Genomic DNA, 15,601 nt, shown 5'->3' with positions numbered 1-15,601 from the left:
ATTATTGCTCAAGGCAGCGGATTATTGTGTCGCCGCCTTCAGGTCTTCCTTCATCTGGTCAAGGATCTTCTTGCCGCTGTCGCCAGTCATCTCGATGAACTTCGCTTCCACCTGGGCGGCCGCTTCCTTGAAGGGAGCGCGCTGCTCTTCGGTGAGGTCGCTGATGGTCATCTCGGGCTTGGCTTCCTTGATCTTGGCAAGCGACTCTTCGCTCAGGCCCTTCTGGTATTCGAGAATATGCTCGAATGCCGCATCGGCAGCGTCCTGAACGACCTTCTTGTCCTCGTCGCTGAGGCCATCATAGAAGTCTTTGTTGGCCATCACGGCGGTGGTGAAGTTGTTGTGGCCGGTGAGCGTGATCGCGCCGGTCACTTCATACATCTTCGTGGACTCGACCCAGAAGAGCGGGTTTTCCTGTCCCTGAATGATGTTGGTCTGGAGACCGCCATAGACCTCGCCCCAGGGAAGCGGCGTCGGCGTCGCGCCGAATGCCTTGTAGCTCTCCACCAGAAGCGGATTGGTCATGACGCGGAACTTCACCTCGTTGAGGTCTTCTGGCTTCTCCACCGGGTCCTTGGTGTTCATCACCACTTCGCCCTCGGGGAACATCTTGAGAAGCTCGAGGCCCTGCTCTGCATAGAGCTCCGGGAACATCTCGTTGATGGCCTTGGAGTTGCGGAAGAACTCACCCAGGTCTTCCGACTTGGCCGGAAGCAGGTAGGGAACGAAGAAGACCTGTGCCTCCGGGATAAGCGCGCCGGTGAAGCCGGGCGACTGGTCGACGAACTGCAGGATGCCGGCCTGGGCCTGCTCCATGATGTCGGCGGATTCGCCCAGCGTGCCGAACGGGAAGAGCTGTATCTCGTGGTCCGAATTGGCCTCGACCTCTTCCTTGAATTTCTGGGCGTAAACGCCCTGAACGTCCGTCATCGCTTCTTCGAAGGCGTATTTCCAGGTCTCCGCCTGAGCTGCGACGGCACCGGCCAGCACGATCGCGGTGCTGGCGAGACCTGCCATTAAGCGGGATTTGATGGAACGCATTCTGTTCTCCTCTGGTCTTTTAACAAACTGGTCAGGCAAAAAATAATCACCCCCGCGCCGCCGCTGCGGCACGGGCAGACGTTCTTGAATGAGCGTCGTCAGCTGGCCGGGAACCAGCCAGGCACAGTCGCGATGCCGCGTAGACGTGCTTTTGCCGGAAACTTGCGACGTCGCTTCTTGCTGCGCCCGAGAAGCAGGGGGAACGAACTGGCACTCGCCAGGTCCGGAGCGATGATCGCCCGGTGTCGGCACAACGCACGCAGGCGCCCACACCGCGCCGGTGTGGCCCCAACGTTCAAACCGATCATTTGGAGTGCGTTCAAACGCCCCTCCTTGCTCCCTGTCGTCGTTCGACCCGGCCAGCGTGAAACAGACACGCGGCAGAGTCAATCGATTGTTAAATCGATTGTTTTGAAGGGGCAAAACGCACAGCACGGAATAAAGTTCCACGAACCGTGGAACCATTTGTTTTGTTCCGCAAGGATACGTGAAAGGAATGGGATCCGAACCATCCGAATTCCTGCGGGCGGCCCGGATCGAATACTAGAGACGCGCCTCTGCCTGACGCTGCAGAACTTCCCGAAGGTTGAAGGCTGCTTCCATCAAATCCTTCGTGTAATCGCTCTGTGGATTGTCGAAGACCTCGCTGGTCGGCCCTTCTTCCACGACCTTCCCGGACCGCATCACGATCGCATAGTCGGAGAGCGCCTTCACCACAGCCAGATCGTGGCTGATGAAGATGAAGGACAGGTTGTGGCTTTCCTGAATGCGCCTAAGCAGGGTGATGATCTGCTTCTGCACCGACCGGTCGAGCGCCGAGGTCGGCTCGTCCAGAACGATCACGGTGGGTTTCAGGATCACCGCGCGGGCGATGGCGATGCGCTGACGCTGACCGCCTGAAAACTCGTGTGGGAAGCGGTTGCGCATGGATGGATCGAGCCCAACCTCTTCCAGCGCCTGAATGGCGCGCCTGTCGCGCTCGCGCCCGGACAGGCTCGGCTCATGCACCAAAAGCCCCTCGGTGATGATCTCGCCCACGGTCATGCGGGGGCTGAGCGAACCATAGGGATCCTGAAACACCATCTGCAGATTGCGCCGGAACGGTCGCATGGCCGCGCGGTCAAACCCCTGAATGGACGTGCCCTGATAGACCACCCGCCCCTCGGAGGGCAGAAGCTGCAGGAGCGCCCGGCCAAGCGTGGACTTGCCCGACCCCGATTCCCCGACGATGCCGATGGTCTGGCCGGCCCGCAATGTCAGCCCGACATTCTGCACCGCCTTCACCTCGTAGCCCGGACCGGACAGGAAGCCACCCTTGATGGTGAAGGTCACGCACATATCCCTGGCATCGAGCAGGATTGGCTGGTCATCGCCCACCGGCGGCTTGTGGCCCTCCGGTTCGGCGGCCAGCAGCATCTTCGTGTAATCCTTCTGCGGCCGCTGGAAAATGTCTTCCGTCCCGCCGGTCTCGACCACGAGCCCTTTCTGCATCACATAGACGCGGTCGGCAAAGGCCTCGACGATGCCGAGATCGTGGGTGATGAAGAGGATGGCCATGCCGAGCTTCTTCTGCAGTTCGGCCAGCAGTCCGAGAATCTCGGCCTGGATGGTCACGTCAAGTGCGGTTGTCGGCTCATCGGCGATCAACAGATCCGGATCATTGGCGAGCGCCATGGCGATCATCACGCGCTGGCGCTGGCCGCCCGAAAGCTCGTGCGGATAGGACTTCAGCCGGCGTTCGGGATCGGGAATGTGGACGAGTTTAAGCAACTCCAGCGCGCGCTGGCGCGCCGCCCCGGCCGAAAGCCCGCCGTGAACCCGGATCGGCTCGCATATCTGCCGCTCGATCGTGTAGAGCGGATCAAGCGAGGTCATCGGCTCCTGGAAGATCATGGTGACCTTGGCGCCGCGGATCCTGTTGAGCTTCGCGCGCGGCAGGCCGATGAGTTCCTGCCCGCGATAGGTGACGGAGCCGGAGACGGAGCCATTGGAGGCCAGAAGCCCCATCGCCGCCATCATGATCTGGCTCTTGCCGGATCCCGATTCGCCCACGACGGCGACCGTTTCGCCGGCGTTCACATGCATATCCACGCCCCGCACCGCTTCGACTGCGCCATCGGGCGTGTCGAAGGTGACGCGGATGTCGCGGATATCGAAGATGCGTTCCTCGTTCTGCTTCATCATGTCACCGGTCCTTCGGATCGAGCGCATCGCGCAGGCCATCGCCCAGGAAGTTGAGCGCGAAGAGAAGCGCTGTGAGCGCCAGCGACGGATAAAGCAGCATGTAGGCCGCACCGCGCATGTTGCGCGCACCTTCGGAAATGAGCACGCCCAGACTGGTGAGCGGCTCCTGCACGCCAAGGCCAAGGAAGGAAAGGAAGCTCTCCAGAAGAATGACCTTGGGCACCAGCAGCGTCATGTAGATGATCACCGGGCCGAGCGTGTTGGGGATGATGTGGCGCTTCAGGATGCCACGAGAGCCCACGCCCAGCGCCTCGGCCGCCTGCACGAACTCACGCCTTCTCAGCGCGATGGTCTGCCCACGCACAATGCGCGCCATGTCCAGCCACTCGACCGCGCCGACGGCAATGAACATCAGCACCACGTTTCGCCCGAAGAACACCACCAGAAGGATGGCGAAGAAGGTGAAGGGCAGCGAGTACAATATGTCGACGATGCGCATCATGACGTTGTCGATGCGCCCGCCCAGGAAGCCGGCGGTGGCTCCGTAGATCACGCCGATCAACAGCGCCACGCCGGTGGCGAGTGCGCCGATCATCAACGAGATGCGGATGGAGATCAGCACGCGTGAAAACAGGTCGCGCCCGTTCGCATCCGTTCCGAATATGAAGCGCAGACGCTGAACGTCCGCCTCCATGACGATTGACTTGTTGTCGCCCGCCTGCTCGACCACGCGGGCGTTCGAAAACAGATCCGAGCGGTCGAGATAGCGCGTCACGCGCGGATCGATCTCGCGGCTGGATGTTGCTTCGATGCGCAGCGTGTTGCCATCAAGCTCGATGGAGCTGGTTTCAAGCCGCGCCCGCGACAGGGCGGATTCGGCCAGTGGCACGATCTCAGCCTGACGCGGATAGGGCTCGAGGCTGGCCGGCACCTTCACGAAGTCCGAATAGACGCGCGCATAGGGATGCGGCGCCAGCATCGGACCGAAAATGCCCGCAAACACGAACAGGATAAGGATGAAGAGGCTGGCCATGGCGGCGCGGTTTCTGCGCAGCCGCATGAAAGCCGTTTCCCAGAGCGAGCGGCTCCTGGTGGTCGGCAGCTCGCCCTCGGGCGGCAGTTGGCCGGTGGCGATGTCAGTCATAACGCACTCTCGGATCCAGCGCCGCATAGAGGAGGTCGACGATCAGATTGAAGACCACCACGAAGACGGCGATGATGATGACGGTGCCCATGACCAGCGTGTAATCGCGGTTCAGGGCGCCCTGAACGAAGTAACGGCCGATGCCCGGCAGGCCGAAGATGGTTTCCACCACCACGGAACCCGTCAGAAGCGCGGCTGCGGCAGGCCCCAGATAGGAAATCACCGGCAGACAGGCCGCCCGCAGCGCATGAACGACCACGATCATGCGCGTCGGCAGGCCATAGGCACGCGCGGTGCGCACATGGTCGGAGCGAAGCGCCTCGATCATAGAGCCGCGTATCAGGCGGGCGATGATTGCCACCTGCGGCAGGGCGAGCGTGATGACGGGCAGCACCATGGATTCAGGACTGTTCCAGCCGCCGGCCGGCAACAGGCTGAACCACACGCCAAAAATGAGCGACAGAAGCGGGGCGACCACGAAGTTCGGCACGGTGATGCCGAATGTGGCAACCGCGATGACCGAATAGTCGATCCATGAATTCTGGCGCAGCGCGGCAATGCTGCCGAGCACGCAGCCGATCAGCAGCGCAACGAGCAGGGCCATGCCACCGAGCTGGATGGACACGGGCAGACCATTGCCGATCAATTGCTGAACGGAGAAATCTCGATAGATGAAACTCGGCCCCAGATCGCCACGGGCGAGATTGCCGAGATAATAGAAATACTGTTCCCAGACAGGCTTATCGAGGTGGAAAACGCGGTTCAGGTTTTCCAGGACCTTCGCTTCCAGCGTGCGCTCGCGGTCGAAGGGACCGCCCGGCGCCACCCGCATCAGGAAGAAGGCGAAAGTGACGATCAGGAACAGGGTCGGAATCGCGCCGAGAAGACGGCGCACGGCATAACCGAGCATCGCTACCAACTCTCATGTCGGTTCGATGCCGCCCGGCCCTCTGTAGGACCGGGCGGGGATATCGAACGCTGTTGTTATTCGCTGATGCTCATGAAGCGCGTCCCATGGACGTTCTGAATGTTGTCTTCCCAGCCCTTGAGCTTGGGCGACACCAGAGACAGGGACGAGTAGAAGAGAAGCGGGATGTAGGGCATGTCTGCCATGAACATCGCTTCGGCTTCACGCAGGATCTCGGCGCGCTTGACCAGATCGGTCTCGGCAGCGGCCTTGTCCATCAGTGCGTCATAGTCCGGGTTCTCGTACTGGGCGTAGTTGAAGCCGGTGTTGTCGCTCTCGACCAGGAACAGGAAGTTCTGCGGGTCGGAGTAATCGCCGATCCAGCCGGCGCGCGCCACGTCGAAATCCTTCTGGTCGCGCAGGTTCGCATAGTGAGCGGACAGGTCGCGGACATTGAATTCGACATTGACGCCGAGCGGCTTCCACATGTCGGCAATCGCGACCGCCGTGTTCTTGTGGTTCTCGGAGTTGTTGTAGGCAAGCTCGACCGTGACCGGGTTGTCCGGACCGTAGCCTGCTTCCTTCATGAGTTCGATGGCCTTGTCTTCGCGGTCGAGCAGGGACATGTCCGCCCACTCTGCCTGCGAACCGCCGCCCTCATAGTTGCCGATGCCGGGCGGAACCAGCGCGTAAGCGGGCAGCATCGCGCCGGCCCAGATATCGTCGCCCAGGAACTCGCGGTCGATGACCATGGCAAGCGCCTGACGCACCTTCGGATCCGACATCACTTCGCGCTTCATATTGAGCGAGTAGTAATAGGTGCCCAGATAGGGGGAAATGCGGACCTGATCGCCCAGGCGCTCCTTCATGGACTTGATCTGCTCGGTCGGCAGATCGGAGCAGCTCATAACCTCTCCCGCTTCGAAACGGCGCACACAGTTGGCGCGGTCCTCGAACGGAATATATTCGATGCGATCAATCTGAACGCTGTCGGCATCATGGAAGTTCTCGTTCTTTTCCATGACAATCTTGTCGTTCGGCGTGAAGGAAACGAGCTTATAGGCGCCGTTGGTGACGATGTTCTCGGGCTGCACGAAATCCGTGCCATGCGCCTCGACAGCCTTCGGGTTCACCGGCAGGCCGGTCTGGTGCGTGAGAAGCTCAAGGAAGAACGGGGTCGGCTGCTCGAGCGTGATTTCGAGCGTGCGGTCGTCGACCGCCTTCACACCCATCTGATCGGGCTCCATCTCACCCTTGTTGATCGCCTCTGCGTTCTTGATCGGGTAGAGAATGTTTGCGTATTTCGCGCCCGTGTCCGGCGCCATGATGCGGCGCAGGGAGAAGACAAAATCCTCGGCCACCACCGGGTCACCATTCGACCATTTCGCGTCTTCGCGCAGGTTGAAGGTGTAGACCGTTCCGTCGTCGGAAACGCTCCATTCCTCGGCCACGCCTGGAATAATCTTGGCGCTGGCATCATAGACAACCAGGCCTTCGTAGAGATCGCGCATCAGGTGGGCTTCAGCCACCAGCGACGTCTTGTGCTGGTCCAGCGTTTCCGGATCGCCATCGTTGCCGCGCACATATGTAACGGCAGAGGCTGCCATCACCGACGACACCAGAATTGTGCCCGCGAGCAGCGGCCGTACCAGGGATTTCAACATTTCCCGCACTCCCATTTTCTTGCTTGCTTGTCATCCAACCAAAGGATGAGAGAGGCGGCATTTGGCAACGAAATGCCGTATACGTCAAACGCTTTTGGGTGCATTTCCCAAAGGTTGCAAGAAATGCGCAACAATCCCCGCGAGGATGCACTATCCTTAGAAACAAAATTACCTAAAAGCCGAGGCAATCCACCCGAAGCATCAGGGTATCCCGACGGTCGGCCATACAACGGTGTGTATGCATAGAGTGCATCGCACGCCGCGTCCCACGGCGGACTTGCGGGTGCAGAAGGACGCCAGCCGGGCCTCGCGGCGCATGCGTGCTGCGTTGACGGACGCGGCAACGCAAATCATTATCAAGCATAACAATCGCAAGCCTGCGTGGGGTCTCTTGGAAAACTCGGACACACCGCAAATCGTACGGGAGAGCACGCCGCCCAGGGAGGCGGCCAATCTGTGTCCGACGCACTTCGAGACGCTGTTCAGCCACTGCCGCCCCGAGCGCTACAGGGCAGGCGACTATCTCTTTATGCACGAAGACCCGGCAGACCGAATCTACGGCGTCGTATCGGGCACGGTGGAGATTTCCACCTATTCCATCAGCGGCCGCAAGCTCGTCGCCAATATCGAGCTTTCGCGCAGCCTCATCGGCGAGATCGGCGCGCTCGACGGCGGTGCCCGAACGGCAAGCGCCATCTGCCTGACCGATTGCGAACTGGTGTCGCTGAGCCGAACGCAGCTGATGCGAAAGCTCGCAGAAGATGCCTCGCTGGCGCTGACGATGATCGAACTCCTGTGCGCACGCCTGCGCTGGATCAGCAATGAACGCAATGACCAGGCGCTGCTCAAGGTGGAGGCGCGGCTTGCCAAACGCCTTCTCCTGCTCGGCGACAGGCTCGCCGACGAGGGCGGCTGGATCAGGATTTCCCAGTCCGAGCTCGCCGCCTTTCTCGGCGCGACGCGCGAATCCGTGAACAAGATGCTCAATGCCTGGCGCAACGAAGAGCTGATTGCCATCAGGCGCGGCGCCATCAGGCTGGTCTCGCGGGCGGGCCTGCAGGAGATCGTCCATCTGGACGACGAATGATCACAATCTGGACAGGAGATAACGCAGGCTCGACCGGCTCGGCATGAAGAAATAGCCGCCGCCGCGCGTCGTCACGAAGCCTGGCAGATCACGCAGAACCAGCCGCCCCTCATCCATCGGGATGGAAAAACGCCCCTTGCCTTCATTGGCGCCGATGGTCGGATCCTTCTCGTCCGTCAGCCCCTGAAAGAAGGATGACGACACCCAGCTCTGCTGCATGAACTCGTATTGCCGCTCGATATCGGCATTGAGACACATGAAGAGCAGCCCCGCCTCCTGACCGTTTTTATAGGTGCGGCCGCAACGCAGGATGCGATGGCGGTTGTTGATCCTGAGCTGGGTTTCGGGATCGTCCCCGAGCGAGTCTCTCGGGTTCGAGCGGCGCACATGGGAGCCAAGCGGGCAATGGAGCCCCTGTGGATCTTCGGCGGCGAAGGTGAAGTCGTTGTCGGGTTCACGGTCCGGGCGGCCATTGGGATTGCGCACCAGCGAAGTGCCGTCGTGCCAGCGCCCGACCATCTTGGCCGCGATCCACTTCGAATCGACCGCGGCGTTGCCCGTCTCGGTGCGCAGCGCCTCGGCCGCGTGCCGGCAATAGGTGTTGAAGGTCGAAACATGCTGCTCGAGCTGGCGGATCACCATGAAACTGCCATTGCGTCCGAAATCGCGCATGGTCGTCTTCCTGCCGAAGAGCGGCGCTTCATCTCCACTCTCCAGCGCCGGGAGTATGCCCTCGCTGTCCTCGGCTTCGGCGACGGTTGGAGAGGGCGGATAGAACCCGTTCTCATCCGGATAGCCAAGCACGAACTCGCCGGGTTCGATGAGGTGCATGGACGATGTGCTCCCGTTTGCACGCGGCGTGCCGCGCACGATGGGCTGGGATATGCCGTCGGCGAACCCGAAATGCTCGACCGCGTGCCTGCCTTCTCTCCTGATCTCGAGGGGGAGCTGCGCAACGCGCTGCACGCCGGCTTTGTCCGTTGCATGCAGCAGGGACTGGATGTCCGTATCGAGCGTTTCATAACTGCCCGCATAGCAGACGACAGCCACATCGACCGGCTTCTCCTGCGAGCCCCAGGCCCAGCGCTCCGGCGCGCTCTTGCCGATATCGTCGAGAACGCGGCTGCGCGCCTCAGTCGCCATGCCCTGCCGAAAGGCGGCCGGAAATCCGTCCAGACGGTCATCGCCCGGGCGTTCCCCCAGGCCCAGCCGTCTCAGCCCTTCCGGCCCAAGAAGGGTGATCATGGCCCGCTCGGGCGGAAGCTGATTGCCGAAACTGGTGCGTTCCAGCAAAAACGCCAACCACTCCCGCCGCGCAGCGCGCGGCAGGTCCGCCGGGATATGGAAGGCGAGCATTTCCGCTTTCGCGAGCGGGCCAAGGGGTCCGAAGAAGATCGACTGGATCTCTTCGGTTTCAAGTGTATCGCGCGGGCGCGGTTGCGAACCGAAGAGCCGCAGCCAGTCGCGCGCTTCGCTTTCGGTTTCCGCTTTCGCTATCCCACTGCGGATCAGCGAATTGATGCGGATGCGGCTGGTGGTGAGGCCGGGATAGGCCGCATACCAGAAGAGCGTCGGCACCTGCTGTGCCCGCGCCCAGCGCTTGAAACGGTCGCCATCGGTCGCCCCGTCACGGAACAGCATGCGCGTTTTCGGAAAGCCTGCCGTATTGCTCCAGACCCCGGTCAGGCCGGCATGGGCCTTGGTGATGAAATCCTCCAGATAACTCTCCCAGCTGCCGCCGTAATTGCTCAGGAAGACAAGCTGTTTCGTTGCCGGCAGGAGCACCCAGCGGGCGAAGTGGATCGTGTTGATGTCGGCGAGGTATCCGGGCCGGAACACCTGCCGCGCCATGATCGAGATCAGGTAGAAGGAGAGCCGGAGCGAAAGACGCCTCAGCCAGCCTCCCTTCAGTGTGGATACGGCTGTCAGGTGGTTCTGCGCCAGGTGGTTCTCGCGCTTTGCGATCTCTTCCAGAAGCGCCAGGTCCGCGTTCCGGTCGGTCGGAACATCACGTTTTTCAAGGTGCCGCAGATAGAGGATCAGAAGCCCGCCGATGAAGGCAAGCAGCATTGTGACACCGATCAGGGTGAGCACGATGGAGGTGCCGACGATCAGCAGATTGCGAAAGAAGCCGGGTGCATAGCCGAACACCAGCGAATAGGTGATGGCGAGGCAGATCAGGAGCGTGACGGTGACCGTCACCAGAACCTTCGGCGCGCGCAATGTTCGCTTCACCGCGCTGGCAACACTGCCCGCCGGCTTTTCCAGAAGCGTTTCGGCGGGCTCGAATGCCCAGTCGAAGCGCCCTTCGCCCATGAGCTTCTGCCTTACCCGATCAAGAATTGTACCAGCCTCGGCACCGTCAGGCGCCGCTGCGATTTCCGCACGTGCGGCCTCCTCCAGTTCCGCCTCTGCCCGGATGCGCTGGACCGAATGACCGGGCGTGCCCGAGAACACGAGCCCGGCATCGCTGCCGAAGGTCGGAGAGATATCCAGTGCGCTCTCACGGATCAGCACGCCGGCAGGCCGGTGCCCGGTCGTTCCACATGCCATGGCAAGGAGATCGCGCAACACGGGTTCGGTGGCGTTCACAAAGGCATCCACGACATCGCCTTTCGTGCCGTCACCCGACAGTTCAATGACCAGATGGCCGGCGCTGTTCGCCACTTCATCGTCTTGCCCGTCGATCACGGCGATGCTGGCGAAGTGAATCACGCCGCTTTCGTCCAGCGCGCTCTTCATCGACTCTCCCGCCGGATTGCCGAGCGCGTCGACCTTCGCGCGCAGGGCATCCATCGGCGTATCCCTGGCGCAGGGGATCACAGCCGTCACCATGGTGTGTTCGACCGTCCTTGAAAGCGGGGCCGGATCAAAACAGACCATGAGGCTTTCGGGATAGGCTCCGAGCCGCTTCAGGCGCCCGTCTTTCCCGCCGGCACGCTGCAGCCCGGGCTTTGAGAAGAGCGCGCGAAAGCACTCGGCAATCTGAATCCGGGCTATCGCCGCACCGATGCACTGGTGAATGCCGTGACCGAAGACCATGTAGTCCCGCGCGGGCCGCTCCATGTCGAAGCGCTCCGGTTCGCGCACCGCCGCGGGGTCGAACATGGCCGAGAGTGTCGCCGGCATGACTGTTGTGCCAGCCTTGATCTTCCGCTCCCGCCGTGTCCCTTTGGCGATCACCGCATCGCGCGCCGTGTAACGGAACGGGCCGACCCAGATGGGCTTGAAGCGCATCGCCTCAAGGATGGCGCGTTCGAGACGCGCATTGTCGCCGGCTGCGACCGCCTCTTCCACCGCCTGCCGCGCCTCGGGTCTGGAAAGCACGACATCAAGGCAATTGCCGCTCGCCAGAAGATTGGTCGGCGTGAAGCCGGCAATCATGCCCAGCATGATGGCATGGATATCGCCGAGGCTGACCTGCGGGTCTTCCGCGTCGAGCATCCCGACGAGGCGGCCAAGCGGTGTGGAACCGCCCACCGCCCCCTCGCGCACTGCCGTGATGGAACGGTCGATTGCACCCCGTACACGGTCTGCGGCAACCACCGCCAGTTCCCGCGTCACCGGGTCCGCGCCGGGATCGGCGAAGAACAGCCCGCTCAGGGCATTGGCCCAGTCGGAGAACGCGTCCTCATCATCGATCAGAATGCCGAAATAATCGCGGCAGATGCGCACCGGAACAACGCGCAAAAGCGCATCCACCGCGTCGAAACGGGGCGCGGCGCGGCGCATGATACGCTCGGCGTGCCGTGCCGCTAGCGGGCGCACCAAGCTTTCCACCTCGTCCACTGGGAAAGCGGACAGCACGGTCGACTTCATACGCCGGTAGTCCGGCCCGTCCTGCATGCCGAGAATGAAGTTCGTTCCGCCGGCGATTTCCGCCATCTCCAGGCCGTAGGGGGTCTGGAACACGTCCTGGCGCTCCAGTACCTCGCGTACGTCCTCGCTGCGCGTGACGAGAACGAAACCACCGAGTTTGAGTACGGGATGAAATCGCCGCAACAGGCCGAGCGCCCAGCGCGGGTTCTCCAGAACGTAGCTGGTGAGTTTCGCGCGCCAGCCCTTCGCACGAATCCGCTCGATATCGAACGGCGGCATGTCGGCCACCGGCCCCTGGGTGCGCTGCGCCTCGCGCACTCCGTCGAAATACTTTGTCGTCGCCATTGCGTTCCCCTCGGACGGCAAAGGCCTACGCGTGAATGCGCGGAACGTGTGTGAAGCAGTTCACGCAGGGCCGAATTCGATCGCACCTCCGTCCTGATCGGCGAGGTTGAAGTTATCAATGAGAAACGCTGTGGCGGATTTCTCCGCAAACGGGATCCATGCAACGCGTTCAAGCGAGAAATCGGGATGATAGGCGTGGAAGAGCGCCTTCTCCCGGCGCGCCTCTTCCATGCGATCACTGCGCGCCAGTGCCCCGATCTTGAGAAAACGCGCGTAGAAATAGCGCGGCGACAGGTCGAGCGACGCCTCCGCCGCTGCAATGGCGTCGTCCCAGCGCCGGTCGAAACAGCAGGCGGCGGCGAGTTCCCCGAGATTGTGGAATCCGTATATGTCAAACGGGCTCAGCCGCCGTGCCGTCCTGAACATCGGAATGGCCGTTGCCGCATCTCCGAGCAACAGATGCGCACTGCCCATCGCCGAATGGGCAAAGGCGAAGCTGGGGTTGATCTGTAGCGCCTCGTGCAGGTGCTCGATAGCCGCCTTCGGCTGCCCCCGCATGATCGCCACGGCACCAAGATGCGCGTGGGGCCGGGCATCCTGGCTGTCCATCAGAAGCGATTTGCGCGAGAAGTCCGTCACCCTGTCGAGATCGTCACCGGCGCCCGCCTGCAGCCAGCCGCGCCAGAAATACCACCACGCCAGTTCATTGAGCACCGCGCTGGCGTTGGGCGCTTTCCGGCGCGCTTCCTCGAGACAGTCGAGCGCCAGCATGGTGTCCTCACGCGTGCGACGCTGCATGTGCCAGCGGGCGCGCCGCACGAGCTGCCATGTCTCGAGGCTTTCCCAAGGCACCTGAAAGGTGCGCGCCTGCTCGACACGCTCCACCTCTTTTTCCAGCATGGAAACGATCTGACCGCCGATCTCATCATTGACCAGTGATACTTCGTCGAGCGGGCGGCGAAAGCCACGCGACCATACCAGCCGTTCATTGGCAGCGTCGGTCAGCGTGATGACGAGATCGAAATAACCGCTTCCGCGTGCAAGCCTGCCATCGACAAGATAGCGCGCGCCGAGAGCGCTGCCGGTCATGCGCGGGCCGAGCGCCTTGTCACGGAACTGGAAGCTCGATTCCCGCGCGATCACCGGCAGCCAGCGCGTGCTGCACAGACCCTGGATGATGTCTTCGGCGACACCATCGGCGACATAGTCGAATTCCTGCGCGCCCGCCTCGTTCTGGAACGGGAGTACGGCAACTGCCGGAGGGGCTGCGGGATCGGCAGCGCGTCGCGGGACTGCTTCTGCGCGCTCGCCATCACCCCGGTTTGCCACAAAAATGCGGACCGGAAGCGCGATGTTCTTGAGTTGCCGCTCTCCGAGGTCGGTGAAGCTGGCAGCAACCTTGTCCCTGACATGGTTCCAGGTCGTTTCCGAGATCGCCAGCCCGTCCGTGGGTGCAAGCTCCTGGATACGCGCGGCGATGTTGACGTCATCCCCGTAAAGGCTCGCGCCGCGAACGATCACATTGCCGGTGTTGATGCCGACCCGGAACGGCATGCGGCGGTCACCGGGCACACGACCATTCAGATCGACGATGCGCTGCTGAAAGTCGAAGGCAGCGCGCAACGCATCGATGGGCGTGCCGAACTCCGCCATGATGCTGTCCCCGGCAGCACCGAATGTGCGCCCGCCTGCAGCGTCGCAGCTTTCGGCGATGATCGACCGCCGCTCTTCGAACGCGGCCACCGCGAACTCGTCATCGATCCCCATCAGCCGGGAAAATCCGACTGCATCGATTGAAGCGATGGTCGTGACCTGTCGGGTGTATTGCCCCTCGGACATTGTTTTTCAGTTGGTGCCCCTCAATGCCCCCAGCGTATCCCTGCACACCGGATCGGGCAACCATGAAGAGCATGAAGCGGTTTGCCGGCATATTTACGGTTTCTTATGCGGCTGCAGATCGCCCGGAACATGGAGTGTAGCCAATTTCACAGAAGCCACATGCTGTCAGGATTAGTCTGGTGCCCGTTAGCAGAGCAATCTCGACGAAAAACAGCGGGTTTCGACATGACGGCCTTATCAGTTTGTACCGCATCCTCCCACGGACCGGGTGTGCCGCCAGAAGGGGCCCGCCGCAGCTCGATCGGCAGAAACTCCAGCCGCCTCCAGGCGCAGAAAGGCTCGGTGGTCCTCGTCGACAACCGCATCCTGGCACGTGAGTGCCTGCGCAGCAGCCTTGCCGCACACCCTGCCCCCTGGGATGTGGTCGCCTGCAGCACGATCGAAGAATGGCAGAATGAAGCGGACCGGCATCCTCCACTGGCCGCTGTGCTCCTCCATGTGGGATCCGCCAACATCACGGATTCCCACATGGAGGAGCTGATCAGACAGGCCATCAGGATTTCCGCATCGGCACCGCTGATCATCCTGGCAGACCGGGATGACGTGGTGCAGATCGTCAATGCACTCGATTATGGCGTGCGGGGCTATATACCTTCGTCGGTGAGTGTCGAGGTTTGTGTCGAAGCCATAAATCTCGCGCTCGCCGGCGGGGTATTCGTCCCCGCCAGTACCGTCTTTGCGATGCGCGAGGTCATCAACAGCGATCCGACGCATGACCAGCGCCTCACCGAAATGTTCACCCCGCGCCAGATTCAGGTGGCAGAGGCCATCTGGCAGGGCAAGCCCAACAAGATCATCGCCTACGAGCTGAACATGTGCGAGAGCACGGTCAAAGTGCACATCCGGAACATCATGCAGAAGCTCAAGGCGACCAACCGGACGGAGGCCGCCTATAAGGTGTCGGCCCTGTTTACAAGCAACGGTGTCGACCTTTTGTAACCCTCGTACCCTGGCGTTCGGCCGGCGCTGTGCACATGGCCGCCCCGGGAGACGGCCATGCACGATCTGGCGCTGAACCGGCTATTTCACACCGGTCTCAAGGAAGACCGCCGGCGCTTCGCCCGAAACCCCGTCAAAGGAATAGACCGTGTAGCGCGCATTCGGGTCGTATCCCATGCCGAGCGAACCCGACGGCATGCCGGGAACGGCGATACCCTTGATGTCGGGCTGCTCCTCAAGGAGTTTTTCGACAGCCTCAATCGGCACATGCCCTTCAAGGACATATTTGCGCTCACCGTCGACCACCGCCGTGTGGCAGGCTTCGAGGTCACCCGGCACGCTGGCTTGTTTCTTGATGCTCGACAGGTCTTCAAGGTCGGTCGTCGTGACCCGGTATCCGGCCTCCTTCATGGCCTCGACCCACAGCTCGCAGCAGCCGCACCATGGCGTCTTGAAAACCGTGATCGCCGTATCGGCCGGAGCGGCATGGGAAAGGCCCGAGGCCAGAAAAAATGCCAGCGCTGCGCCGGCTGTTACTCGGTTTGCGTGATTTTTCATCGTCTTTCACTTTC

Annotated in this window: 10 protein-coding genes; 2 read left to right on the top strand and 8 right to left on the bottom strand. The window is 61.8% G+C overall.

The annotated features are described in order from the left end of the window. Positions 1-21: 21 nt before the first annotated feature. From KUG85_RS15155 to KUG85_RS15135, 5 genes are all read right to left on the bottom strand, one after another. Positions 22-1,041, bottom strand: coding sequence for a TRAP transporter substrate-binding protein (locus KUG85_RS15155; protein WP_065816615.1), 1,020 nt, complete (start codon positions 1,039-1,041; stop codon positions 22-24). Positions 1,042-1,584: 543 nt separating this feature from the next. Further along, the gene (locus KUG85_RS15150) at positions 1,585-3,225 is read right to left on the bottom strand and encodes an ABC transporter ATP-binding protein (protein ID WP_083212980.1); all 1,641 of its coding nucleotides are present in this window, start codon (positions 3,223-3,225) and stop codon (positions 1,585-1,587) included. Between the two features lies 1 nt (position 3,226). After that, positions 3,227-4,369 (bottom strand): ABC transporter permease, encoded by a 1,143-nt coding sequence (locus KUG85_RS15145; RefSeq protein WP_065816616.1) that lies wholly within the window; start codon positions 4,367-4,369, stop codon positions 3,227-3,229. After that, positions 4,362-5,279 carry an oligopeptide ABC transporter permease OppB gene (gene oppB / locus KUG85_RS15140; RefSeq protein ID WP_223005789.1) on the bottom strand — a complete coding sequence of 306 codons (918 nt, stop codon included), beginning with the start codon at positions 5,277-5,279 and terminating at the stop codon, positions 4,362-4,364. Before oppB ends, KUG85_RS15145 begins: the two co-directional genes overlap by 8 nt. A gap of 74 nt (positions 5,280-5,353) precedes the next feature. Continuing rightward, positions 5,354-6,940 (bottom strand): peptide ABC transporter substrate-binding protein, encoded by a 1,587-nt coding sequence (locus KUG85_RS15135; RefSeq protein WP_065816618.1) that lies wholly within the window; start codon positions 6,938-6,940, stop codon positions 5,354-5,356. 391 nt (positions 6,941-7,331) lie between these two features. On the opposite strand from KUG85_RS15135, the gene KUG85_RS15130 reads away from it, so the two are divergent. Next, entirely contained in the window at positions 7,332-8,027 is a 696-nt protein-coding gene (locus KUG85_RS15130; RefSeq protein ID WP_407673673.1) for a Crp/Fnr family transcriptional regulator, read from the top strand. Here the strand turns inward: KUG85_RS15130 and KUG85_RS15125 are convergent, their stop codons facing one another. Together KUG85_RS15125 and KUG85_RS15120 are read right to left on the bottom strand one after the other, a co-directional pair. Beyond that, on the bottom strand, positions 8,028-12,191 hold the full coding sequence (locus KUG85_RS15125) for a cytochrome P450 (RefSeq protein WP_223005787.1): 4,164 nt from the start codon (positions 12,189-12,191) through the stop codon (positions 8,028-8,030). It lies immediately after the preceding gene. Between the two features lie 60 nt (positions 12,192-12,251). Beyond that, on the bottom strand, positions 12,252-14,030 hold the full coding sequence (locus tag KUG85_RS15120; RefSeq protein ID WP_223005786.1) for an adenylate/guanylate cyclase domain-containing protein: 1,779 nt from the start codon (positions 14,028-14,030) through the stop codon (positions 12,252-12,254). 105 nt (positions 14,031-14,135) lie between these two features. Here KUG85_RS15120 and KUG85_RS15115 point away from each other — a divergent pair, with 105 nt between their 5' ends. Then, a complete protein-coding gene (locus KUG85_RS15115; protein WP_255606420.1) occupies positions 14,136-15,029 on the top strand; it encodes a LuxR C-terminal-related transcriptional regulator in 894 nt (297 codons plus the stop codon). A gap of 81 nt (positions 15,030-15,110) precedes the next feature. Here the strand turns inward: KUG85_RS15115 and KUG85_RS15110 are convergent, their stop codons facing one another. Beyond that, positions 15,111-15,587, bottom strand: a complete 477-nt coding sequence (locus KUG85_RS15110) for a DUF411 domain-containing protein (protein WP_223005785.1) — start codon at positions 15,585-15,587, stop codon at positions 15,111-15,113. Between the last annotated feature and the right edge of the window lie 14 nt (positions 15,588-15,601).

This window comes from Nitratireductor rhodophyticola, assembly GCF_019891355.1.
In the GTDB taxonomy this organism is placed as follows: Bacteria; Pseudomonadota; Alphaproteobacteria; order Rhizobiales; family Rhizobiaceae; genus Nitratireductor; species Nitratireductor rhodophyticola.
This window is presented reverse-complemented; position numbering and strand designations above follow the sequence as displayed.

Coding starts and splice junctions, on each gene's coding strand:
- KUG85_RS15150 (WP_083212980.1), bottom strand. CDS start 3,225: ATGATGAAGCAGAACGAGGAACGCATCTTCGATATCCGCGACATCCGC.
- KUG85_RS15125 (WP_223005787.1), bottom strand. CDS start 12,191: ATGGCGACGACAAAGTATTTCGACGGAGTGCGCGAGGCGCAGCGCACC.
- KUG85_RS15120 (WP_223005786.1), bottom strand. CDS start 14,030: ATGTCCGAGGGGCAATACACCCGACAGGTCACGACCATCGCTTCAATC.
- KUG85_RS15145 (WP_065816616.1), bottom strand. CDS start 4,369: ATGACTGACATCGCCACCGGCCAACTGCCGCCCGAGGGCGAGCTGCCG.
- oppB (WP_223005789.1), bottom strand. CDS start 5,279: ATGCTCGGTTATGCCGTGCGCCGTCTTCTCGGCGCGATTCCGACCCTG.
- KUG85_RS15110 (WP_223005785.1), bottom strand. CDS start 15,587: ATGAAAAATCACGCAAACCGAGTAACAGCCGGCGCAGCGCTGGCATTT.
- KUG85_RS15115 (WP_255606420.1), top strand. CDS start 14,136: ATGCGGCTGCAGATCGCCCGGAACATGGAGTGTAGCCAATTTCACAGA.
- KUG85_RS15135 (WP_065816618.1), bottom strand. CDS start 6,940: ATGTTGAAATCCCTGGTACGGCCGCTGCTCGCGGGCACAATTCTGGTG.
- KUG85_RS15155 (WP_065816615.1), bottom strand. CDS start 1,041: ATGCGTTCCATCAAATCCCGCTTAATGGCAGGTCTCGCCAGCACCGCG.